This is a genomic window from Rhodococcus sp. NPDC059234, from assembly GCF_042754225.1.
GTDB lineage: Bacteria > Actinomycetota > Actinomycetes > Mycobacteriales > Mycobacteriaceae > Rhodococcus_G.
The window spans coordinates 1-21,749 of record NZ_JBHZAH010000091.1; the positions used below are offsets into that span (position 1 = coordinate 1).

The 21,749-nt window shown below is 70.8% G+C and carries 16 protein-coding genes; 8 read left to right on the top strand and 8 right to left on the bottom strand.

Translation table 11 applies throughout. The features are described 5' to 3' along the window. Positions 1-44 precede the first annotated feature (44 nt). Positions 45-5,519 (bottom strand): carboxyl transferase domain-containing protein, encoded by a 5,475-nt coding sequence (locus ACFXGJ_RS18005; protein ID WP_378622666.1) that lies wholly within the window; start codon positions 5,517-5,519, stop codon positions 45-47. Between the two features lie 736 nt (positions 5,520-6,255). Between ACFXGJ_RS18005 and ACFXGJ_RS18010 the strand changes: the two genes are divergently transcribed. The 7 genes from ACFXGJ_RS18010 to ACFXGJ_RS18040 all read left to right on the top strand — a co-directional run bounded on the left by ACFXGJ_RS18010 (position 6,256) and on the right by ACFXGJ_RS18040 (position 13,650). Further along, positions 6,256-7,665, top strand: coding sequence for a wax ester/triacylglycerol synthase family O-acyltransferase (locus tag ACFXGJ_RS18010; protein ID WP_378622669.1), 1,410 nt, complete (start codon positions 6,256-6,258; stop codon positions 7,663-7,665). 63 nt (positions 7,666-7,728) lie between these two features. Continuing rightward, positions 7,729-8,658, top strand: a complete 930-nt coding sequence (locus tag ACFXGJ_RS18015; protein ID WP_378622672.1) for a 4-(cytidine 5'-diphospho)-2-C-methyl-D-erythritol kinase — start codon at positions 7,729-7,731, stop codon at positions 8,656-8,658. Further along, positions 8,658-10,454, top strand: coding sequence for an ABC-F family ATP-binding cassette domain-containing protein (locus tag ACFXGJ_RS18020; RefSeq protein ID WP_378622674.1), 1,797 nt, complete (start codon positions 8,658-8,660; stop codon positions 10,452-10,454). Before ACFXGJ_RS18015 ends, ACFXGJ_RS18020 begins: the two co-directional genes overlap by 1 nt. Before the next feature lie 102 nt (positions 10,455-10,556). Further along, on the top strand, positions 10,557-11,036 hold the full coding sequence (locus ACFXGJ_RS18025) for a nuclear transport factor 2 family protein (RefSeq protein ID WP_378622677.1): 480 nt from the start codon (positions 10,557-10,559) through the stop codon (positions 11,034-11,036). A gap of 37 nt (positions 11,037-11,073) precedes the next feature. Next, on the top strand, positions 11,074-11,754 hold the full coding sequence (locus ACFXGJ_RS18030; RefSeq protein ID WP_378622679.1) for a pyridoxal 5'-phosphate synthase: 681 nt from the start codon (positions 11,074-11,076) through the stop codon (positions 11,752-11,754). Positions 11,755-11,776: 22 nt separating this feature from the next. After that, positions 11,777-12,799 carry an enoyl-CoA hydratase/isomerase family protein gene (locus ACFXGJ_RS18035; RefSeq protein WP_378622682.1) on the top strand — a complete coding sequence of 341 codons (1,023 nt, stop codon included), beginning with the start codon at positions 11,777-11,779 and terminating at the stop codon, positions 12,797-12,799. Positions 12,800-12,807: 8 nt separating this feature from the next. Further along, a complete protein-coding gene (locus tag ACFXGJ_RS18040; RefSeq protein WP_378622704.1) occupies positions 12,808-13,650 on the top strand; it encodes an SDR family oxidoreductase in 843 nt (280 codons plus the stop codon). A gap of 5 nt (positions 13,651-13,655) precedes the next feature. Here the strand turns inward: ACFXGJ_RS18040 and ACFXGJ_RS18045 are convergent, their stop codons facing one another. The 5 genes from ACFXGJ_RS18045 to ACFXGJ_RS18065 all read right to left on the bottom strand — a co-directional run bounded on the left by ACFXGJ_RS18045 (position 13,656) and on the right by ACFXGJ_RS18065 (position 18,594). Beyond that, positions 13,656-14,957, bottom strand: a complete 1,302-nt coding sequence (locus ACFXGJ_RS18045) for an ATP-binding protein (protein ID WP_378622684.1) — start codon at positions 14,955-14,957, stop codon at positions 13,656-13,658. Beyond that, positions 14,954-15,652 (bottom strand): response regulator transcription factor, encoded by a 699-nt coding sequence (locus tag ACFXGJ_RS18050; RefSeq protein ID WP_378622687.1) that lies wholly within the window; start codon positions 15,650-15,652, stop codon positions 14,954-14,956. Before ACFXGJ_RS18050 ends, ACFXGJ_RS18045 begins: the two co-directional genes overlap by 4 nt. 23 nt (positions 15,653-15,675) lie before the next feature. Further along, positions 15,676-16,209 (bottom strand): hypothetical protein, encoded by a 534-nt coding sequence (locus tag ACFXGJ_RS18055; RefSeq protein WP_378622690.1) that lies wholly within the window; start codon positions 16,207-16,209, stop codon positions 15,676-15,678. A 100-nt stretch (positions 16,210-16,309) separates the two neighbouring features. Then, positions 16,310-16,960 carry a nicotinamide riboside transporter PnuC gene (gene pnuC / locus ACFXGJ_RS18060; protein ID WP_378622692.1) on the bottom strand — a complete coding sequence of 217 codons (651 nt, stop codon included), beginning with the start codon at positions 16,958-16,960 and terminating at the stop codon, positions 16,310-16,312. Between the two features lie 5 nt (positions 16,961-16,965). Continuing rightward, positions 16,966-18,594 (bottom strand): peptide chain release factor 3, encoded by a 1,629-nt coding sequence (locus tag ACFXGJ_RS18065; RefSeq protein ID WP_378622706.1) that lies wholly within the window; start codon positions 18,592-18,594, stop codon positions 16,966-16,968. 299 nt (positions 18,595-18,893) lie between these two features. On the opposite strand from ACFXGJ_RS18065, the gene ACFXGJ_RS18070 reads away from it, so the two are divergent. Further along, on the top strand, positions 18,894-20,531 hold the full coding sequence (locus ACFXGJ_RS18070) for a fatty acyl-AMP ligase (protein WP_378622693.1): 1,638 nt from the start codon (positions 18,894-18,896) through the stop codon (positions 20,529-20,531). 14 nt (positions 20,532-20,545) lie between these two features. On the opposite strand, the gene ACFXGJ_RS18075 is transcribed toward ACFXGJ_RS18070, so the two are convergent. Together ACFXGJ_RS18075 and pth are read right to left on the bottom strand one after the other, a co-directional pair. Further along, on the bottom strand, positions 20,546-20,983 hold the full coding sequence (locus ACFXGJ_RS18075; protein WP_378622696.1) for a hypothetical protein: 438 nt from the start codon (positions 20,981-20,983) through the stop codon (positions 20,546-20,548). 120 nt (positions 20,984-21,103) lie between these two features. Continuing rightward, positions 21,104-21,685 carry an aminoacyl-tRNA hydrolase gene (pth, locus tag ACFXGJ_RS18080; protein WP_378622701.1) on the bottom strand — a complete coding sequence of 194 codons (582 nt, stop codon included), beginning with the start codon at positions 21,683-21,685 and terminating at the stop codon, positions 21,104-21,106. Positions 21,686-21,749: the final 64 nt, after the last annotated feature.

The following is a 21,749-nucleotide window of genomic DNA, read 5'->3' on the forward strand; positions in this document are numbered from 1 at the left end:
CGGAACGACTTCCGGCGGCGCCCACTGCTGCTACAGATCGATCCCTACACCGTGTTCAGAGCCCTGCCCATGCCCCGCTCCACCGCGTCGACCAAGCGCGGACGCAGCTCGGCGGCCGGGACGATCGCGTGCACCGAGCCGACCTCGCGGGCCCGCTCGATGTTGTGGATCGCCTCGAACTCGGCAGCCACCTCGCCGAGCTTGGCCGAACGGACAGCGGCCCGCTCGGCGGCGAGCTCGACGCGCAGCCGGGTGCGCTCGGCGTCCTCCGACGCGGCCGCCAGCTTGGCCTCGAGTTCACGGACGCCCGGGTCCGCAGACGTGCGGGCGTTGACGTCGCGGGTGAACACCACGGCCGCGGCGGGCGCTCCGCCGAGCACCGAGGCGAACGAACCCTCGACCGCGAGCACCTCCATGTTCTCGTTCAGGGCGCCGGAGAACACCACGAACGCGCCGCCGTGGTAGCGCGAGACCACCACGAACACGATCGGTCCGTCGAAATTGACGATGGCGCGGCCGATTTCGGCGCCGTACTCGAGCTGCAGGTTCCGCAGCGACTCCGGGGAGCCGTCGAAGCCGGACAGGTTGGCCAGCACCACGACCGGACGGTTGCCGCTGGCAGCATTGATCGCGCGGGCGGTCTTCTTCGACGAGCGCGGGAACAGCGTGCCCGAGGTCCACTGGTCCGGGCCGTCGGTGGGGAACCAGCCCTTGCGGGCGATGGCCCGGGACTCGATGCCGATCACCGTCACCGCGTTGCCGCCCAGGTGCGCGTCGAAGACGACCGAGGTGTCGGCGTCGGCCATGTCGGCCCAGCGCTCGAGCACGGCGTGATCCTGGTCGACCACCGAGCGCATCACGGTGCGAATGTCGAAGGGCTTCTTGCGGTCCGGGTTCGTCTCCGCCGAGAAGATCTCCCCGACCGTGGTGAACTCGCTCGACGGGTGCACGTGCGGGAAGCAGCGGACGTCGCGCTCGACCGGGTCGGTGGACTCGGCCTTGCGGGGGAAGCGTTCGCCCGCAGCGAGGTACGCGTGCTCGTAGTGGCCGAAGAGCACGTCAATGGCGGCGGTCAGGTTCGGCGCCCAGTACTGCGCCTGGCCGTTCGGGCCCATCACCCGGTCGTAGCCGCCGATGCCGAAGTTGTCCTCGGCCGAGACGCCGCCGGAGTAGTCCAGCGACTGCTTGCCGGTGAGCACCATCGCGCTGTCCGGGGTCATCACCAGGATGCCCTTGGTGTGCATGAGCATGGTGGCCTCGGCGTTCCAGTACGGCTGGGCGCCGACGTTGATGCCCGCGACGATCACGTTGATCTCGCCGCCGTTCTGGGTGAACGTGATGATCCGGCGCAGCCCGCGCGAGACCCAGTCCATGTTCTCGGTGCCGGACTCCATGGAGATGGTCGCGCCCGAGGAGAGTGCGAACCACTCCACCGGCGCGCCGAGGGATTCCGCGAGGTCGACCGCCGCGACCAGACGGGCACACTCGGCCTCGGCGACCGTGCCGAGCGCCTTGGTCGGGTCGCCGAACAGGGCGACCCGGGTCATGCCCTCGGGGTAGCGCGCGGTGGGTGAGGTCACCACACCGACGATGAGGCCCGCAGTGTTGCGGCCGTACGGACGATCCACGGGCACAAGGCTTCCCGACTCGTCCAGGTCGTACTCGACGAAGCTGCCGCCTGCGGACAGTGCGGGGATCAGCTCGTACGGGTACACGGTGCCGCGGGACTTCGACCGCTGCACCTTCTGGGTGTACTCGTCCAGCGGCTTGAGCGGCTCGGTCGGCGGCTCGGTGATCGCGACCTGCATGCCCGCGCCCGAGCGGTACGAAAAGCGCACCGCGACCTGACGCGGCTTCGCGTTCGGCGACTCCTGCAGCCGGCAGATCATCGTGATCTGCTCGATGCCGGCCCCCACCGTGAGCGGCGCGACGTGCCGCGCGATCGAGGCGATCCGGTCCGCGGCCACGTCCAGCCGCGGCCACACGTAGAGCACCACGCGGTTGTTGTCGAGGCGCTTGCTGCCCCGCTCGGCCTGTGCCCGCCGAATGCCGTCGAGGCAGGAGACGACGGCCCGCTCGATGGCGGGGGCGGCCGTGATCTCGCCGTCGGCGTCGAACGCGATCGTCAGATCGCGCACCTGGGCCATGGCGATCAGGCGCTGGTCCGACGGATTGTCCTTGGCCGCAAGGTGGTACAGGTAGGTGTCGGCCGTGGCGGGAAGCCGGGTGCCGTCGAAGTTCTTCAGCCGCCACATGTCCAGGCGCTGGGCGGTCAGCGGGTGCATGCCGCGGATGATCCGGTCCTCGACCAGGCCCTCCTCGGCCGACGGCCGGAAGGTCACCTGACGCTGTGTGGTCATCGCGCCGGGCACCGTCACGGTGACGGTGATGCGGCGCCACGACGCGGTGCTCGCGTGCGCGGACAGGCTCGTGCGCAGCGACTGCGCCAGCGCGTCGTCGTCGGCCGGGGCGTCGGGCCAGGACAGGTACAGGTCGGCGACCAGGTTCACCGGAGCCGGGCCGGTCACGTCGTCGACGGCGGCGAGGGCGTCGGACAGGCGACCGTGCTCCGCGACCACCGACACCAGGTTCAGGTGCTCGCCCGACAGCTCGAACGACCCTGTGACGCAGGGGAACTCGCCCTCGGCGACGGACTTGACCTCGGACAGCCCGCGGATCTTGTAGTACTGGCGGGTGACGACCTCGAGCAGGTCGGCCGGCGCGGACCACGCCTCGGCGAGGAGGCCGACGAGCGGCTCGGGGGTGTCGACCATCGCGTCGATCCGGGCAGCCCGGTCGGTGGAGCCCGGGTTCTCCGCGAGGTACTGCAGGCTGCCGCGCACCCCGTCGTAGATCTGCTCGCGGGCGCGCAGGACCACCGGCTCGTCGAAGATGCGGAACTGGATGTTGCGGGCGACGTCGCCGATCAGCGGGTAGCGCGCCTGGGTGGCGACGATCAGTCGGTCCAGCACCTCGGCGAGGGCGGGGACGGTCTCGCTGCCGACACGACCGTCGCGCAGCCAGTGCGAGAGCAGGCCGGCGACGATCGGGACCTGTGCCTCCATCCGCTGCTGCGCGACGAAGATCCGGTGCACGGCTTCCTCGAGCTCCGGGGTGCGCTCGAGCTCAGCGACGTCGTAGTGGCGCAGCGACTGGGACAGCTTGGCGCGGAACGACTCCGGGAGACCCTCGACGTCCACGTCGAGCGACTGCAGGAAGGAATGGAAGTGTTCGCGCGGGCTGTGCACCCGCTCGTCGGTGTCCTCCTCGCCGACCGTCGGCCGGTTGCGGGAGAGCTCGCACAGGTCGGCGAACGTGGTCAGCAGCGCGAACTCGGCCTCGACGAGCGTGTGGTCGGACTCGGGCAGGCTCTCGCGCAGCTCGAGGTACTCGGCGAGCAGCGCGCGGGAGCGGGCCGCCTCGACGTCGAAGCCGGTGATCATCGCGCTCAGCGCGTCGAGACGGGCGAGCGCGTCGCCGAGCGCGTCGCCGTCGCGGACCGCCGGCGCGGTGAACTCCACCCGCGGCGCGGTGTCGGTGACGGCCTCCTCGGCGACCTGGTCCACCCGCAGCAGCGGGGCACCGGCGTCGACCTGGGAGTTGACGATCGCCAGGACCTCGCGGACGGTGCCGGCGTGCGGCGCGCGGATCGCGGTCTCCATCTTCATGGCCTCGAGCACCACCAGCGTGGCGCCCGCCTCGACCTCGTCGCCGACCGCGACGGGCATGGCGACCACGACTGCCGGCGACGGCGCGCGAACCACGCCCGCCTCGTCCTGGCTGACCTGGTGGCTGATGCCGTCCACCTCGACGAGGTGATGGGCCGGACCGGCCACCGACACCACGTGGTGGCGCCGGCCGCCGACGACCAGGCGGCTCTCGAACTCTCCGAGCCGGTCGACGTCGACCTCGACCTCGCCGCTGTCGCCGTCGATCCGGTAGCGGTGCGGTCCGGTCTGCCCGACCACCAGCTGGTAGGCCTGGCCCTGGTAGCTCAGCTCGACCGGGCGCCCGACCGTGTTCTTGGTGCGCGGGCGACCGCCGCGGGCGGAGGCGAGGAAGGCGCTGCGCTCGAGCGCCTCCTCGGCGTCGTAGACGTCGATCGCGGTGGCGAGCAGCGCGATCGAGGCGGTGCGGGTCGGGCCGTTCGCGGTGCCGGCGCCGGTGCGGTCGAGCCAGCCGGTGTCGGCGGAGGCGGTGACGACCTCCTCGCGGTCGAGCAGGTCGAGCAGGAACGACTTGGTGGTGGTACCGCCTTCGAGCACGACGGTGGTCTCGCGCAGCGCGGTGCGCAGCCGGGCGAAGGCCTCGGAGCGGTCGCGGCCCCAGGCGATGACCTTCGCGACCATGGAGTCGTAGTCCGGCGGGATGACGTCGCCCTGGGCGATGCCGGTGTCCACGCGCAGGCCGGAGCCGAGCGGGAACTTGAGCAGCTGCACGGTGCCGGGCGCGGGCGCGAAGCCGTTGTCGGCGTCCTCGGCGTTCAGACGCGCCTCGACGGCGTGGCCGAACTCCGCCGGGCACTCGCCGACGAGCGGTTCGCCGCCTGCGACGTGGATCTGCAGCTTGACCAGGTCCAGACCGGTGGTGAACTCGGTGATCGGGTGCTCGACCTGCAGACGGGTGTTGACCTCGAGGAAGGTGAACAGCTGCTGCGACGGCTGGTAGAGGTACTCGACGGTGGCGGCGCCGCAGTAGCCGGCGGCCTTGACCAGCTCGGCGGAGACCTTGCGCAGCTGCGCGGACTGCTCGGCCGTCAGCAGCGGGGAGGCGGATTCCTCGATGACCTTCTGGTTCTTGCGCTGAATCGAGCAGTCGCGCACGCCGGGGGCCCACACGTTGCCGTGCGCGTCGGCGATGACCTGCACCTCGACGTGGCGGGCCTCGGTGACCAGCCGTTCGATGAACACGACCGGGTCGCCGAAGGAGCGCTCGGCCTCGCCCTGGGTGCGCTCGAGTGCGAGTTCGAGCTCGTCCTCGGAGTACACCTTGCGGATGCCGCGACCGCCGCCGCCGGAGCGGGCCTTGATGATCAGCGGGTAGCCGATGGCCTGGGCGTGGCGGCGGGCATCGGCGCGAGTCTCCACCGGGCCGCCCGACCACGGGGCGACGGGGACGCCGACCTTCTCCGCGAGCAGCTTCGCCTCGACCTTGTCGCCGAGCAGGCGCATCGCCTCGGCGGACGGGCCGATGAACGTGATGCCCAGCCGGGCGCACACGTCGGCGAAGGCCGGGTCCTCGGCGACGAAGCCCCAGCCGACCCAGACGGCGTCGGCGCGGGCCTCGATCAGGGCGCGCTCGAGTTCGGCGTGGTCGAGGTAGGGCGTCGCGGCCGTGGTCGAGGGCCGCAGGGTGACGCCCTCGTCGGCCTGTCGGACGAACATCGCGCGCCGTTCGGCCTCCGTGTGCAGCGCGATCGTCGTGATGGCGTGATCGTGCTCTGCGTTGAGCTCGCGTACGGCCCGGATGAGGCGGACCGCCGCCTCACCCCGGTTGACTACCGCAATCCGTGTGAACATCCCTTTAGCCACCGTTCTCGTGCCACCGTTTCTTGAAAGACAGTTGTCGACCGCGCGACAGTGAGCGCTCGACGGCCACGCAGTGCGGGCACGCCTGGGCCATCGAGTGGAAACCTTCCGGTGTCCTCGATGTGCCCGACCGCCCGCAGCCAAGCCGTGGCCGCTGGACTACCGGACACCGGGTGCCCGGAGGTTCGGCCGCGTCGTGTTGTGCGTTGACGCGACAGCCGCAAACTCCGGCAGTTCCTCCGTAACCCGGTCCGCCCCAGTCGGCCCTACCGGTATGCCAGCATGCATTATTTCGGCGGCGATGTCATGTCGTTACATCGATTGTTCAATCAGGTTGCGTGGCAATGGAATTCGAGCGCCTTTCGAGGGTCTGAATCGGCCGAAAAAGGCTACTTCCGAGTAATGTTTTGCGTACTCGTGAGTAGCATTTGTCGCTCGATTTCGGGTCGATTCCTGTGACGGCGAGTAGCGACAGGTGTGGGGTTCGGCCGCGTATTCCGGGTTCGCCGCAGGTCGGTTCGGCCACCCTCGGTGTCCCGGATGCCGGATTCGTCCCGTGGGCGTGGATCGTGCCATCTACCTGGACATTCGACCGAGTGGCTGGGTGGATTCGGATGCTGTAGAAAGTCACATAGCAGCCAAGTCGTGATCCTTCTCACATCTCATTGTTACCTCGGGTAAGCGCACAGCGTGCGTCACACCGAACGCCGCCGGAAGAAGGTTGACCATGCTCCTGCCGATGTCACCGACCGACTCGATGTTCTTGCTGGGCGAGTCGCGCGAGCATCCCATGCACGTCGGTGGCCTCGTCCTGTTGCAGCCGCCCGAGGGCATGGATGCGGAGGAGATCCGGTCGATGCTCGACGCGGCATTGCGGCGGGGGGACGTGTCGCCCCGACTGCGCAAACGCGCCCGGCGCTCGGTGACGTCGCTCGGCCAGTGGGGTTGGGACGCCGACACCGACGTCGATCTCGACTACCACGTTCGACACGATGCGCTGCCGCAGCCGGGTGGCACGACCGAACTCATGGACCTGGTCTCGCGGCTGCACGCGGGCCTGCTGGACCGCAACCGCCCGCTCTGGGAGATGCACCTGATCGAGGGCCTCGCCGACGGTCGCTTCGCCGTCTACATGAAGATCCATCACGCCCTTGCCGACGGAGTCTCCGCGATGCGGATGTTGCGGCGGGCACTGAGCGAGGACCCGGACGCCCGCGACATGCCGGCGCCCTGGGAGCCGAGCGCGGGCGAGCGCAGGGCGGGACTGACGCTGGTCGTGGACGAACCCACGACCGGCGGCAGCGGCGCGCTCGAGCTGGTCACGAGCGCGGTGCGCGTCGCGCGCGACGCGGTCGGAGAGGTGGCGAGCCTGGTGCCCGCCCTCGCCGGGACCGTCGACCGCGCGCTGCACGATCGGGGCGGTGCGCTCTCGCTCGCGGCCCCCAAGTCCGTCTTCAACGTGCCGATCGGCGGGGCGCGACGCTTCGCCGCCCGGTCCTGGCCGATCGAACGGCTTCGGCTGGTGGCCAAGTTCGCCGACGCCACCATCAACGACGTCGTGCTGGCGATGTGCTCCGGGGCGCTGCGGACGCATCTTGCCGCCAGCGACGAGCTGCCCGAGAACCCACTGGTCGCGATGGTCCCCGTCTCGCTGCGCAGCGAGCGCCGCGAGGGCACGGCAGGCAACGAGATCGGGATGCTGACTTGCACCCTCGGCACCCACCTCGCCGCCGCGGGGGACCGGCTCGCGGCCGTGCGGGAGTCGATGTCCGAGGGCAAGGAGTCCATGCGCACGCGCAGCGCGACCCAGATTCGCGCGATGAGCGCGCTGGGGGTCGCCCCGCTCGCGCTGGGGATGTTCCTCGGCTCGGGCGCCCCGATCCGGCCGGCGAACGTGATGATCTCCAACGTGCCGGGGCCGGGGATGCCCCTGTACTGGAACGGTGCCCGGCTCACCGCGCTCTACCCGTTGTCGATTCCGGTCGACGGGCAGGCGCTGAACATCACCTGCACCAGCACCGACGACGAGATCGCGTTCGGTCTGACCGGGTGCAGGCGCACGGTGCCCGACCTCGAGCCGATGCTCGGTTTCCTCGGCGACGAACTCGACGCGCTGGAGCACGCGGTCGGGCTCTAGTCGGGACCGGGGCGGCGCTCCGCCGGTCGGAGCGGGGTGTTTCGTCCACTACTCTGGTGCCTTGTGCTGTCCGTAGTTCCGCATCCCGTGATCGTCCGGGCGCCGTCGAAGGTCAACCTCCACCTGGGCGTCGGTGACCTGCGAGAAGACGGCTACCACGAACTGACCACGGTCTTCCAGGCGCTCTCCCTCAGCGACGACGTCCGGTTCGCCGACGCAGGCGAGCTCTCCGTCACCGTGCACGGCGACGACGCCCGGTCGGTCCCCACCGACAGCCGGAACCTGGTCTGGCGGGCCGCGGAACTGCTCGCCGAGCGCGCGGGCCGTGCCCCGAACGTCGCCGTCTCCATCAGCAAGGGCATCCCGGTCGCGGGCGGCATGGCCGGCGGCAGTGCCGACGCCGCGGCCGCACTGGTCGGGCTCAACGAACTGTGGCAGCTCGGACTCGACCGCGCCGAGCTGGCCGACATCGGCGCGCAGCTCGGGAGTGACGTGCCGTTCTCGCTGCACGGGGCCACGGCCCTCGGCACCGGCCGCGGGGAGCGACTGCTGCCGGTGCTCGCGCGCGACACCTACCACTGGGTGCTCGCGCTGGCCAAGGGTGGACTGAGCACCCCGACGGTGTTCCGGGAGCTGGACCGGTTGCGTGCCGAGGGCAGTCCGCCGCGCCTCGGTGGCCCCGAGGCGTTGATGCACGCGCTGGCCGCCGGTGACCCGCACGCGCTCGCGCCGCTGCTCGGCAACGACCTGCAGCCCGCCGCGCTGTCCCTGGCGCCCGTGCTGCGGCGCACCCTGCGCGCCGGGACCGAGGCGGGCGCGCTCGCCGGCATCGTCTCCGGCTCCGGACCCACCTGCGCATTCCTGTGCGCCGACGCCGAGGCCGCGGTCGCGGTCGGAGCGGAACTGGCAGGCGCCGGCGTGTGCCGGACCGTGCGGATCGCGCACGGACCGGTGCCCGGCGCCCGCATCATCGATCACGAGACGGAGCACTGATGGCCAACCTGATCAACCTGGAGCAGGTCTCGAAATCCTTCGGGATCAAACCACTCCTGGACGCCGTCTCACTCGGAGTGCAGGAGGGCGAGCGGATCGGTGTCGTCGGTCTCAACGGCGGCGGCAAGACCACCATGCTCGAGGTGCTCGCCGGACTCGAGTCGCCCGACAGCGGCCGGGTGAGCGCGGTCGGCGGGCTCCGAATGGCCGTGGTCACCCAGCGTGGCGTGCTGCCCGCCGGCTCCACGGTGGCCGACGTGGTGCTCGCGCCGCTCGGGATGGCCGAGCACGAGTGGGCGGGCGATGCGCGAATCCGGTCCATCCTGGCCGGGATCGGTATCGACTCGGTCGGACTCGACCGCGGTGTCGAGGGACTCTCCGGTGGCGAGCGTCGTCGCGTCGCGCTGGCCGCCGCCCTGGTGCAGGACCTGGACCTGCTGGTGCTCGACGAGCCGACCAACCACCTCGACGTCGAGGGTGTGCAGTGGCTCGCCGAGCATCTCGTCGGCAGGCGCAGCGCGCTGGTGGTCGTCACGCACGACCGCTGGTTCCTCGACACCGTCGCCAACCGGACCTGGGAAGTGGTGGGCGGCAAGGTCGAAAGCTACGAGGGTGGCTACAACGACTGGATCTTCGCCCGCGCCGAGCGGTCCCGGCAGGCCGATGCCTCCGAGGAACGTCGCCGCAACCTCGCTCGTAAGGAACTGGCGTGGCTGCGCCGGGGCGCCCCGGCCCGAACGTCCAAGCCCAAGTACCGGATCGAGGCCGCCGAGGCGCTCATCGCGGACGTGCCGCCGCCGCGCGACAACGTGGCGCTGGCTTCCTTCGCGCAGCGCAGGCTCGGCAAGGTCGTGATCGAACTCGAGGACGCTCGCCTGACCACACCCGACGGGCGTGAACTCGTGCACGACCTGACCTGGCGGCTTGCGCCGGGCGAGCGGATCGGTCTGGTCGGCGTCAACGGGTCCGGCAAGACCACCCTGCTGCGCACCCTCGCGGGCGAGCTGGAGCCGGCGTCGGGGCGGCGAATCCAGGGTCAGACCGTGAAGATCGGCTGGCTGCGGCAGGAACTCGACGACCTGCCGACGGACATGCGCGTGCTCGAGGCGGTCAAGGACGTCGCCGAGCGGATCACCTTGGGGGACAAGGAGATCTCGGCGGGGCAGTTGGCCGAGCGGCTGGGCTTCACCCCGGCGCGGCAGCGGACCCCGGTCGGCGACCTGTCCGGTGGCGAGCGGCGCCGGTTGCAGCTGACCCGCGTGCTGATGAGCGAGCCGAACGTGCTGCTGCTCGACGAGCCGACCAACGACCTGGACATCGACACACTGCAGCAGCTCGAGGACATCCTCGACGGTTGGGCGGGCACGATGGTCGTGATCAGTCACGACCGCTACCTGATCGAGCGGCTCTGTGATTCCACCTGGGCGCTGTTCGGCGACGGCAAACTGACCAACCTGCCCGGCGGCATCGAGGAGTACCTGCGGCGACGGGAAGCGGTGGCGGCCATGGCCGCGCCGGGCCCGGCGCCCGTCACGGCCGCGCGGATCGGCGGCGCGGGCGACCCGGCGGTGGTGCGGGACGGCGCCGCCGATCGCGCTGCGCGCAAGGAACTCAGCCGCCTCGAGCGGCAGGTGGCCAAGCTCGACGAGCGCGAGACGACGTTGCACACCGCGCTCGCCGAGGCTGCCACCGATCCGCAGAAGCTGCAGCAGCTCGACGCCGAACTGCGAGCGGTTGTGGCGGAGAAGGAGACCGCGGAGGAGCGGTGGATGGAGCTGGCGGCCGAGCTGGAGTAGCCCGGCCGGTTCTATTCACCTCCCGCGTACGTGTGAAGGCGACTACTCTGCGAAACAGGTCAGTGTCTGTTTCATGGGTCACCGTCATGGAGGGCGTGCGTCATGGATCTGGAGGCCTTCGCCGAGATCAGCAAGCTCAAGTACCGCTACACGCGGGCCTTGGACACGAAGAACTGGCCGGTGTTCCGGGAGACGCTGCTCCCCGAGGCGACCGCGACCTACGGTGAGCACCTGGGTTTCGAGGACCGGGACGCCTTGTGCTCGTTCATGGAGATCACCCTCGGACCGCACGTGCTCACCGAGCACCTGTGCGGTCAGCCCGAGATCGACGTCACCGGTGACACCGCCACCGGCGTGTGGGTCCTCGCGGACACGGTGATCATTCCCGAGGACGGAATGTTGTTGCGCGGCTCGGCTTTCTATCACGATCGGTACGCCCGGAACGAGAACGGCGAGTGGCGCATCTCGCACACCGGGTACGAGCGAACCTATGAGATGGTGATCGCGCTCGCCGATGTGCCGAGCTTCCAGCTGACCTCGAATCGCTGGGCGGCGATGGAGATTCCGCCCGCGTCGGCCTGACGGGCGAACGTCCCGACCTGGGCATAGGGTGTCGAGAATGCCCGACGTCCCGCCCCGGTCCGCCTACCCCGACACCCGGGCCTGGCTGCGTGCGCTGCCCGCACTGCCCGCCCGCTCCGCGGTGGATTCCGGCCCGGTCCCCGCGCAGCCGTCCACGCTGTTCCTCCGCTGGCTGGAGGAGGCGGTCGCGACGGGGGAGCCGGAACCGCAGGCAACGGTGCTGTCGACGGCGACCGCGGCGGGGGAGGTCGACGCCCGGGCGCTGATCCTCAAGGACGTCGACGAGCGGGGGTGGTGGTTCTCGGGCACCACGGACTCGCCGAAGGGCCGTCAGCTCGCTGCGAACCCCGCCGCGGCCCTGACGTTCTACTGGCCCGGTCTCGGCCGGCAGGTCCGGGTGCGTGGCCGGGTCGAGGCGGGAACGGCCGAGGTCAGCGCCCGTGACTACCTGGAGCGGTCGGTGACGGCGCGGGCCGTCGCCGCGGCGAGCAGGCAGAGCGAGCCGTTGGCCGACGAGGCCGAGTACGACCGCGCGGTCGCCGCGACCGTGGCCCGAATCGAGGCCGATCCCGGGTACGTCGCGGCGGGCTGGCAGGCTTGGTGCCTGGTCCCGGACAGCGTCGAGTTCTGGCTCGCCGATCCGGGCCGCAGACATCGGCGGTGGCGGTACCGGCGGGCCGGTGCGACGGAATGGTCCACCGAGACGCTGTGGCCGTGAACGACGTGCGACGGGAGCGGGTATGACCTTCATTCGGACCAGCGTGGCCGAGGGCGTGGGCGAGATCGTGCTCGACCGCCCGAAGGCGCTCAACGCGCTGGACCCCAGCATGATTCACGACATCTACGAGCCGTTGCTCGCCTGGCGCGACGACCCGACTGTCGAGACCGTGCTGGTGACCAGCGCCTCCGAGCGGGCGTTCTGCGCGGGCGGCGACATCAAGGCGGTGCGGGAGGCGGTGCTGCGCCGCGATCCCCGGTTCGTGCACGACTTCTTCGCCACCGAGTACCGGCTCAACCGGTTGATCGGCGAGTACCCGAAACCGTACGTCGCGCTGATCGACGGTCCGGCGATGGGCGGCGGCCTCGGGATCTCGGTGCACGGGTCGGTGCGGGTGGTGACCGAGCGGGCCGTGCTGGCCATGCCCGAGACGGCGATCGGGTTCTTCCCGGACGTCGGCGCCGGCTACTTCCTGCCCCGACTGCGCGGTGCGGCGGGGACGTACCTGGGGCTCACCGGGGCGCGCGCCTCGGCGGGCGACGCGCTCGCGTTCGGTCTGGCCACCCACTACGTCCCGAGCGAACGGCTGCCCGAACTGGCCGACGCGATCCGTGCCGGATCGCTGGTCGAGGGGCTCGACAAGTTCGTCGAACAGCCCGCCGAGGCGCCGCTCGCGGACCGCCAGGCACAGATCGACGAGGTCTTCGGCGCGGGGAACCCGGCGCAGATGCTCACCCGCCTCACCGGCACCGACCCGTGGACCGTGCAGACCCGCGCGGCCATGCTCGCGCACTCGCCGACCAGCCAGTTCGTCACCGCCGAACTGATCGCGCGAGGCGCGGTCGATTCGCTGCCGGACTGCCTGGATCGCGAGTTGGCCCTCACCGGCCCGGTCACCGCGGCGCCGGACTTCGCGGAGGGGGTGCGCGCGGTGCTCGTCGACAAGGATCGCAGCCCGTCCTGGTCGCCCGCGACGCTGGACGAGGTGGACCCCGGTGCGATCGCGGCCCTGTTCGATCCGCAGGCGGGCACACTCGACACATGATCTCCGAGATGCTCGCCCGGGCGGCGCTCAACCCGGTGCCGTCGGTCCGCTCGCTCGCCGACCGCCTGACCGGCTCCGGCGGCGGCCGGCTCGACGGGACGACAGTCCTGTTGACGGGTGCCTCGTCCGGGGTGGGGGAGGCGGCCGCGCACCGCTTCGCCGACCTCGGCGCGGAGGTCGTGCTGGTCGCCCGCGGCGCCGAGGCGCTGGAGGCGGTGCGCGACGAGATCCGCGCCAAGGGAGGGGCGGCGCATGCCGTCCCCTGCGACCTGACCGACGCCGAATCCGTGCAGCGGCTCGCCGAGGTCGTGCAGGCGGAGCACGGCCCGGTGGACGTCCTGATCAACAACGCAGGTCGGTCGATCCGCCGCACCGTCGAGGAGTCGCTCGACCGTTTCCACGACTACGAACGGACCATGGCGCTCAACTACTTCGGGCCGGTCCGCCTGACCCTGGCGATGCTTCCCGCGATGCTCGAGCGCGGTGCGGGACATGTGGTCAACGTCGCGACCTGGGGCGTGCCCGGGCGGGTGATGCCGAAGTTCGCGGCCTATCACGCGTCGAAGTCGGCGATCACCGCGTTCGGCCGCGATCTCGGCGCGGAGGTGTCGGGGCGGGGCGTGGCCGTCACGACCGTGCATTTCCCGCTGATCCGCACCCCGATGATCGCGCCGACCGCGGACTACGAATCGATGGCCGCGCTCACCCCGCGTGATGCGGCCGACTGGCTGGTGCGGGCCGTGCGGACCCGGCCGGTCGAGATGATGCCGACCTACACCGAGGTGCTGCGGTTCGTCGACTCGCTGTCCCCGGCGCTGGCCGACGCGCTGGTCCGGCGCACCGGCATCTGAGTCGCCTACCCGACGCGCACCGCCGCGGGCTGGGGTAGCCGCAGTGTCAGCCTGATGCCGCCGAGGGGGCTGTCGGTCAGGGTCGCGGAGCCCCCGTGCAGCCCGGCCTGTTGTGCGACCACCGCGAGACCGAGCCCGGATCCCGCCGCCCCGGAGCCGGTCCCGCGAACGAAGCGTTCGAAGACGGACACCCGCTCGGACTCCGGAATCCCGGTGCCGTCGTCGTCCACGGCGATCGTGACACTGCCGTCACGCGGGTCGGTGGCGACGGTGACGAGCACCCGTCCGGCTCGCCCGTGCCGGACCGCGTTGATCACGGCATTGTCCAGGACCAGCCGCAGACCGGTCGGGATGCCGCGAACGACAAGGCCTTCGGGAGCCGAGACGGCGATGTCGAGGCCCGGGTGGGTGCGTGCGGACTCCTGGACACAGCGGTCGACCAGTTCGGCGAGGTCGACCTGCTCGTGGTCCGCGGGATCGGACAGCTCGCCCGCGGCGAGCCGCTCGAGGTCGGTCAGCGTGGTCTCCACCTGACGCTGCGTCGCGAGCAGGTCGCGCAGGATCTCCTCGCGCTCCGGCCGGCTCAGACGCATCGTGGACAGCACTTCGAGATCGGTGCGCATGGAGGTCAGAGGGGTACGCAGTTCGTGCGCGGACACCGCGGCGAAGTCGCGGGCCGAGCCGAGTGCGTCCTCGGTACGCTTCTGCGACGCGGCGATCCGGTCCAGCATCTGGCCCATCGCGTCGGACAGGTCTTCGGCCTCCCTGGCCCCGCGCGCGTTCGGCCGGTGCGTGCCCGGGGTGTCGCCCACGGTGTGCATGCCCGCGGCGAGGCGCTGGAGTGGTCGTACCGCGCGCCCGGCGAACAGCCACCCGAGCCCGGCGGCGGCGGCGATGGCGGCGACCGCGGCAGCCGCGACCCACACCTGCTGGCGGCGGATGGCGTCGATCAGCGGATTCTCCGGGACCGCGACCGACACCAGCGCGCCCGGTGTACCGATGATGCGCACGTCGCGGGCCCGGACAGCCTCGCCTGCGACCGATGCGACGCGGGTCGCGGTGCTGGTCTCCACGGGTGGGAACGGGTCCGCGGGGGCAGTCGCCAGGCTCGGCACTGTCGGGATCGTGTTCGCCGGCATGTCCAGGGGCGTGGCCAGGATCACCGAGTCGAGCGTCCGGTCCAACTGCTGCGAGCCGTTCACCCGGAGGAACACCGCGAACGCGACCGCGATCGCGCCGATGACGATGGTGGCGCTCAGCGCCGATGCGATTGCGACCCGCGCCTGCAGCGACAGGGACCGCCTCACGGCTCGGCCCTCAGGACGAAGCCGACTCCGCGGACGGTGTGCAGGACCCGTGGCACCGAGTTCGCCTCCAGCTTCTTGCGTAGGTAGGTGACGAAGACGTCGACCACGTTGGTGTCGGCGTCGAAGTCGTACCCCCACACCAGTCGCAGCAGTTGCGGCCGGCTGAGCACGATGCCCGCGTTCTCGGCGAGAACGCCGAGCACGTCGAACTCGCGTTTGGTCAGCTCGAGTCGTCGGCCCCCGACGAGGGCGCGCCGGCCGGGCAGGTCCACCTCGAGCGGCCCCACCGTGACCATCCCCGCGACCGCGGCCCGTGGTGCCCGACGCAGCAGGGCGCGCAGCCGGGCGACCAGTTCGCCGAGCTCGAAGGGCTTGGTGAGGTAGTCGTCCGCCCCGGCCTCGAGGCCGGCGATCCGGTCGCCCACCGAGCTGCGCGCGCTGAGCACACAGATCGGTACCTCGTTGCCCACGGCCCGCAGCGCCGTCACCACGCCGACCCCGTCGAGGCCTGGCATGTTGACGTCGAGCACGATCGCGGAGGGACAGGAGTCGGCGACCGCCCGCAGGGCGGAGGCCCCGTCGGCCGCGGTCTCCGTGTGGAAACCGGACAGTCGGAGCCCCCGCTCGAGCGAGCCGAGGACCTTGGGGTCGTCGTCGACGACGAGGATGCGGGCGGTTGCGGTCACCCGATCCATGGTGCCAGCGGGGACAGACTGCCCTAGCAGCTACGGGTCACGGCGAGGGCGCCCGCGGGAGCATCTTGGCCGAGTGTCGCCGTCAACAGCTGGACCGCCTGCGCGGGGACATCGGCCGCCGTGGCGTCGGGCCGGACGGCTCCCGCACCGAACAACTGCTGCACACCGCCGATGAACTGCTGCACCTTGTCGGCGCTCAGGACCCCCGTCGGGGCCGCGTCCGCCGGAACGGTCGGGGTGGCGGCGACTGCCGGGCCGGCGGAGACACTCGGGGTCGAGGGGACCAGCGGGGTCGCGGGGACGGCCCTTCCGTCGGCGACCATCTTCCGGACTTCCTCCTCGCTCAACTGGATGGTTGCCATACCGCACTCGGGGGCATCGGCCGTCGCGCCCGTCACCATGGGTTCGACGGTGTGGACAGCGACGGCCCCGCCCTGCGGGATCGCGTTGTCCGCCCACGCGACGCCGGGGGCCAGCAGGGCCCCGACTGCCACGAGGCCCGCCGCGGACACGCCGATCCGGCGACGGACGGTGCTGGTGGTGAGGGAAGTGGGCATGAGCGAACTCCTTGGGTCGTGTCGGGGCTCCAGCGGCTTCGACACGACCCAAGTTATGGACGAAAAACTCGGCGTCCGTTAGCGAGTCATTAGGGGTTCATTAGACCGGCGCGGTGACCCTGCGCTGGATCCGTAGCCACACTGCGAATCCCCAGATCACGAAGGCCCCGTACACCAGGTACAGCACCGCCGAGGGGTAGTAACCGGCGTGCAGCAACTGCGGAACACCGACGAGATCCACGCCGATCCAGATCAGCCAGAACTCGGTCCAGCCGCGGGCCATACCGTAGGTGGCGAGCAGGGAGCCGGTGAAGATCCAGGCCTCCGGCCACGGACCGTAGGATCCGATTCGCTCGAAGATCTGCGCGAAAAGCACTGTCCCGACTGCCATTGCGGCGACCAGCAGCAGTCGGTCGCGGGGCGCCGCCCAGCGCGGGAGCACCGCCTCGCCGGTGGAGTTACGCGAGCGCAGCCACTGCGACCAGCCGTACACGCTCACGGAAATGAACATCACCTGCCGGCCCGCTTGCCCGTACAGGTTGAGTTCCTGCGGGGTGTGGAACAGCGCGCCCATGAACACGGTGAACAGCAACGCATTTCCGGCGATGCCGACCGGCCAGGCCCACACCACGCGCTTCATCCCGCCGATCGCCGACGCGATGCCGAAGCCGTTGCCGATGATCTCGCGCCACAAGATGACGGCGCTCCCGATGTGCAGCTCCGCGTCGAACAGCGCCAGCAGCGGGTTCACGGCCGTCAGTCGGCGGTCGCGACGAGAGGTTCGAGCGTGAGGTCCGGGTGCTCCTTCTGGATGTACTGCAGCCGCCACTTGTCGCTGACGAGGGCGAGCATCACCCCGTCGGAGCGGGTGAACACCTCGACCCCGCGTTGGCGCCCGAGCTCGGTGGCGGACTCGGCGTCGGTGCGGCGGGCGAGCTGGTAGGGAAGGCCCTCCATCCGGGCCTCCACCGAGAACTCCGCCTTCATCCGGGCGGCGACGACCTCGAACTGCATCGGTCCGACCGCGGCCATCACCGGCGCCGCATCGCCGCGAATGTCGTTGCGCAGGATCTGCACGACGCCCTCGGAGTCGAGTTGCTCGACCGCGCGGCGGAACTGCTTGTACTTGCTGGCGCTCTCCGCGCGCAGCACCGAGAAGTGCTCGGGGGCGAACGACGGGATCGGCGGGAACTCCACCTTCTTGTCGGTGAACAGGGTGTGCCCGGGCGCCAGAGCGGTCGCGTTCACCAGGCCGACGACGTCGCCCGGATAGGCCGACTCGACGGTGGAGCGCTCGCGGCCGAACACCGTCTGCGCGTACTTGGTGGTGAACGGCTTTCCGGTCTGCGCGTGCGTCACGACCATGCCGCGCTCGAAGACCCCGGAGACGATCCGCATGAACGCGAGCCGGTCGCGGTGCGCGGTGTCCATGCCGGCCTGGACCTTGAACACGACGGCGCTGAACGGGTCGGTGACGTCGCGGGGCGTGCCCCCGAGGTCCTCGCGCGCACCGGGGGCGGGCGCGAGCGCGACCAGGGTGTCGAGGATCTGCCGGACGCCGAAGTTCAGCATCGCGGACGCGAAGATCACCGGCGAGGTCTGCCCCGCCAAGAACATCTCCTGGTCGTGGTCCTGCCCGCTCGCCGACAGCAGCTCGCTCTCCTCGGCCGCGGTCTCCCACTCGCCACCCTCGCGAGCGGCGGCGGCCTCGGCGTCGAGGATCTCCTCTGGGGCGATCTTGGCGCCGCCGGCGGTGCGGGTGAATCGGATGTACTCGGTCGCGGCGCCGTCCTCGCCGCGACGCAGCAGGCCGCGGAAGTCTCCGGCGATGCCGACGGGCCAGTACAGCGGCGTCGGTGTCAGCCCGATCCGCTCGGAGATCTCGTCGAGCAGTTCGAGCGGCGCCTGGCCGGGCCGGTCCCACTTGTTGATCACCGTGATGACCGGGATGCCCCGGTGGCGGCAGACCTGGAACAGCTTGAGGGTCTGCGGTTCGAGGCCCTTGGCGGCGTCGATGAGCATGACCGCGGCGTCGACGGCGGTGAGGACACGGTAGGTGTCCTCGGAGAAGTCGGAGTGGCCGGGTGTGTCCACCAGGTTGATGACGTTGACCTGGTCGTCCGGCGTCTCGGAGGAGTGGTAGCTGAACTGCAGTGCGGTGGAGCTGACGGAGATGCCGCGGGCCTTCTCCATCTCCATCCAGTCCGAGACGGTCGAGCGCCGGCCGGCCTTGCCGTGCACGGCGCCCGCCTCGGCGATCATCTTCGCGTGCAGCGCCAACGCCTCGGTGAGCGTCGACTTTCCGGCGTCCGGGTGCGAGATGACGGCGAAGGTCCGTCGTCGCGTCGCCTCGGCGGCCAGCGCCCTGGCGGACTTGTCCACCACCGCGGGCTCGGCGGCGGCGGTGCCGGTGGACGGTGCGGCTGGCGCGGACGCGGGCTCGGTGGTCACCGGGGATTCCTAACTGACAGACAAGGCGGGGGAGCAGTGGCGATGCGCCAGTAGTCCAGGTTACCCGTGCCTCCGGTGCTGGAGTGAGGCGCTCCCCGAACCGCGGCGCCGCGGTTTTCGTGTAACAACCGAGCGCCGGTTCGCGCTGAAACAAATGTGGGGCCGTTGTGTCCCGGCGCATAATCAACGTGACTCCACCATCCTGCGCGACCCGCATAGGTGAGGAGAGCATCGTGAGCAGGTTCACCGACGAGATGTACGCGACGGCCGCGAGCAGTTCCCGCGGGCTCGTGACCGGCGAACCGGGCACCCCGCTGCGGCAGCCCTGGGGCGAGGTGCACCGGATTGCCCGGCGTATGGCGGGTGCCCTCGAAGGCGCCGGCATCGGTCCGGGCGACGCCCTCGGTGTGCTCGCCGGGCAGCCGGTGGACATCGCGCCCGCCTGCCAGGCCGCCTGGATGCGGGGCGCCTCGGTGACGATGCTGCACCAGCCGACGCCCCGCACGGACCTGGGGATGTGGGCGCAGGACACCGAAGCGATCATCAGGATGATCTCGGCCCGGGCGGTGATCCTGGGGCCGCCATTCGATGCGGCTGCACCGCTGCTCGCCGAGCGCGGCATCACGGTGCTGCCGATCGAGAGCCTGCGCGGCGGGCCCGACATCGCGCCGGTCGCTACCGGCGAGGCGGACGTCGCGCTGCAGCAGCTCACGTCGGGTTCGACGGGGTCGCCGAAGGCCGTGCAGATCACGCACGAGAACTTCTTCGCGAACTCCTGCGCGATCACCGATCGTCTCAAGTTCCGACCCGAGACCGACGTGATGATCAGCTGGCTGCCTCTGTTCCACGACATGGGCATGATCGGGTTTCTCACCGTCCCGATGCACATCGGTGGGGAGGTCGTGAGCGTCACCCCGCTCGACTTCCTGCGGACTCCGACCCTGTGGGCGGAATTGATCAGCAAGTACCGCGGAACCGTCACCGCCGCACCGAATTTCGCGTACTCGCTGCTGGCCCGGCGGCTCGCGCAGGTCGAGGACGGCGCGTTCGACCTGTCGACGATGCGCTGCATGCTCAACGGTGCCGAGCCGGTCGATGCGGCCACCATGACCGCGCTCGCGGAGGCCGGGGCGCGTTTCAGTCTGGACCCGGCGGCGCTGGCGCCGACGTACGGGATGGCGGAGGTGACCCTCGCGGTGTCGTTGCCCGAGCCCGGGGAGGGGATGGTGCTCGATCAGGTGGATCCGGACCTGCTCGAGGCGGGCGGCCTGGCGGTGCCGTCGCCGCGAGCCAACGCCCGCCGCATGCCGACACTCGGTCGCCTGGTGCTGGGACTGGAGGGGCGCGTGGTGGGTGCGGGCGGGCTGGTGCTGCCGCGCCGGGCAGTCGGAGTCATCGAGCTGCGGGGCAAATCCGTCACGCCGGGCTACCTGACGGTGGACGGTCCAAGACCCGCCCAGGACGCCGACGGCTGGATCGACACCGGCGACATCGGCTACATCACCGAGGACAACCTGGTCGTGGTGTGCGGCCGAGTCAAGGACGTCATCATCATGGCCGGCCGCAACGTCTACCCCACCGACATCGAGCGGGCGGCGGGCACCGTGCCGGGCGTGCGCCCGGGCAACGCGGTGGCGATCCGGCTGGACGCGGGCCAGAAGCGGGAGTCGTTCGCTGTCGCGGTGGAGACCAACGCCATCGACGACCCCGGGGAGGTCAAGCGGATCGAGCACGAGGTGGTGCACGCGGTGTTCTCGGAGGTCGGGGTGCGGCCGCGGACGGTGGCCGTGCTCGGGCCCGGCAGCCTCCCGAAGACCTCCTCGGGCAAGCTGCGGCGCGGCCACTCGGCCAGCCTCGTCAGTGGCAGCTGAACTCGGCGCGGCCACTACGGGGTGGTGCAGGCGTCGCTGGCGGGAACCTCGGCGGACCACCGGTTGGACGCGACGTCGTGGGCCCGGATGTAGACGTCGGCGGTTCCGTCGCAGTCGTCGAGCAGCGGGGATTCGTAGCTGAACGTGCCGGCCACGAATCCGGGCAGGGTCCGGGCCTCCGTGGTGAACGAGGAGGCCGTGCCGTCCGACCGTCGGAGGGCGAGGTCGACCGGGCTGTTGACGGTGAAGTGGTCGCCGTTGATCCTGACCCGGGCGACGCCATCGCCCACCGAGGCACAGACGCCGTCGCCGCAGACGATGGACTGCCGATAGGTGGTCAGCCAGATCGCGGGAACATCGGGTCCGTGGTTCTGGGCGGTCGCGGCCGGTGCGACCGCGACCTGGGGCAGCGCGAGGACCGCCCCGATCGCAAGAGGTGCGAGGAGTTTCATGACGTGTCCGTTCCTCGTGGGTGGTGTCCCGGGCCTCGGATGCGGTCCCGAGTCGAGGGGCGAGGAAACTTCATCGTCCGGCCGGCCGAGGAGCGGCACACGCGTAGTCGGCTACGCGATTCAGTGCAGCTGGTTCTGCGCGGCCTCGAGCCCGACCCGCAGCAGCAGCTCGACGGCGTCGGCGGCCTCCTCGCGCACGAGCTCGAGTTCCTTGCGCTCCACCGAGGAGAACGGCTTGAGCACGTAGTCGGCGGGGTCCATCCGGCCGGGCGGACGCCCGATCCCGACGCGGGTACGCAGGTAGTCCTTGGTGCCGAGGGCCTGGGAGATCGACCGCAGGCCGTTGTGGCCGCCCTCGCCGCCGCCCAGCTTGAGTCGCAGCGTCCCGTAGTCGAGGTCGAGTTCGTCGTGCACGACGACCAGATTCGCGGGATCGACGGAGAAGAACCGGGCCAGCGCGGCGACCGGCTTGCCCGACAGGTTCATGTAGGACCGCGGCTTCGCGAGGATGACCTGGCGGCCCGCGATGCGCACGGTCACCGCGTCGGCACCGCTCTTCTTGTGCACGCTGAACCTGGCGCGTTCACGGTCGGCCAGTGTCTCGACGACCATGAAGCCGACGTTGTGCCGGGTGCGCTCGTACTGCGGTCCGGGGTTGCCCAGCCCGACGACCAGTGCGGGGGCTTCGGTTGGCTCGCTCAACGCGGTCGACCCTCTCGGTTGTGGGTAGGTGCCGCACAGACGTCAGCGGCGCGCCGTCCCGGTG

Coding starts and splice junctions, on each gene's coding strand:
- ACFXGJ_RS18040 (WP_378622704.1), top strand. CDS start 12,808: ATGCTCGCCCGGGCGGCGCTCAACCCGGTGCCGTCGGTCCGCTCGCTC.
- ACFXGJ_RS18025 (WP_378622677.1), top strand. CDS start 10,557: ATGGATCTGGAGGCCTTCGCCGAGATCAGCAAGCTCAAGTACCGCTAC.
- ACFXGJ_RS18010 (WP_378622669.1), top strand. CDS start 6,256: ATGCTCCTGCCGATGTCACCGACCGACTCGATGTTCTTGCTGGGCGAG.
- ACFXGJ_RS18035 (WP_378622682.1), top strand. CDS start 11,777: ATGACCTTCATTCGGACCAGCGTGGCCGAGGGCGTGGGCGAGATCGTG.
- ACFXGJ_RS18030 (WP_378622679.1), top strand. CDS start 11,074: ATGCCCGACGTCCCGCCCCGGTCCGCCTACCCCGACACCCGGGCCTGG.
- ACFXGJ_RS18055 (WP_378622690.1), bottom strand. CDS start 16,209: ATGCCCACTTCCCTCACCACCAGCACCGTCCGTCGCCGGATCGGCGTG.
- ACFXGJ_RS18050 (WP_378622687.1), bottom strand. CDS start 15,652: ATGGATCGGGTGACCGCAACCGCCCGCATCCTCGTCGTCGACGACGAC.
- ACFXGJ_RS18020 (WP_378622674.1), top strand. CDS start 8,658: ATGGCCAACCTGATCAACCTGGAGCAGGTCTCGAAATCCTTCGGGATC.
- ACFXGJ_RS18005 (WP_378622666.1), bottom strand. CDS start 5,519: ATGTTCACACGGATTGCGGTAGTCAACCGGGGTGAGGCGGCGGTCCGC.
- ACFXGJ_RS18075 (WP_378622696.1), bottom strand. CDS start 20,983: ATGAAACTCCTCGCACCTCTTGCGATCGGGGCGGTCCTCGCGCTGCCC.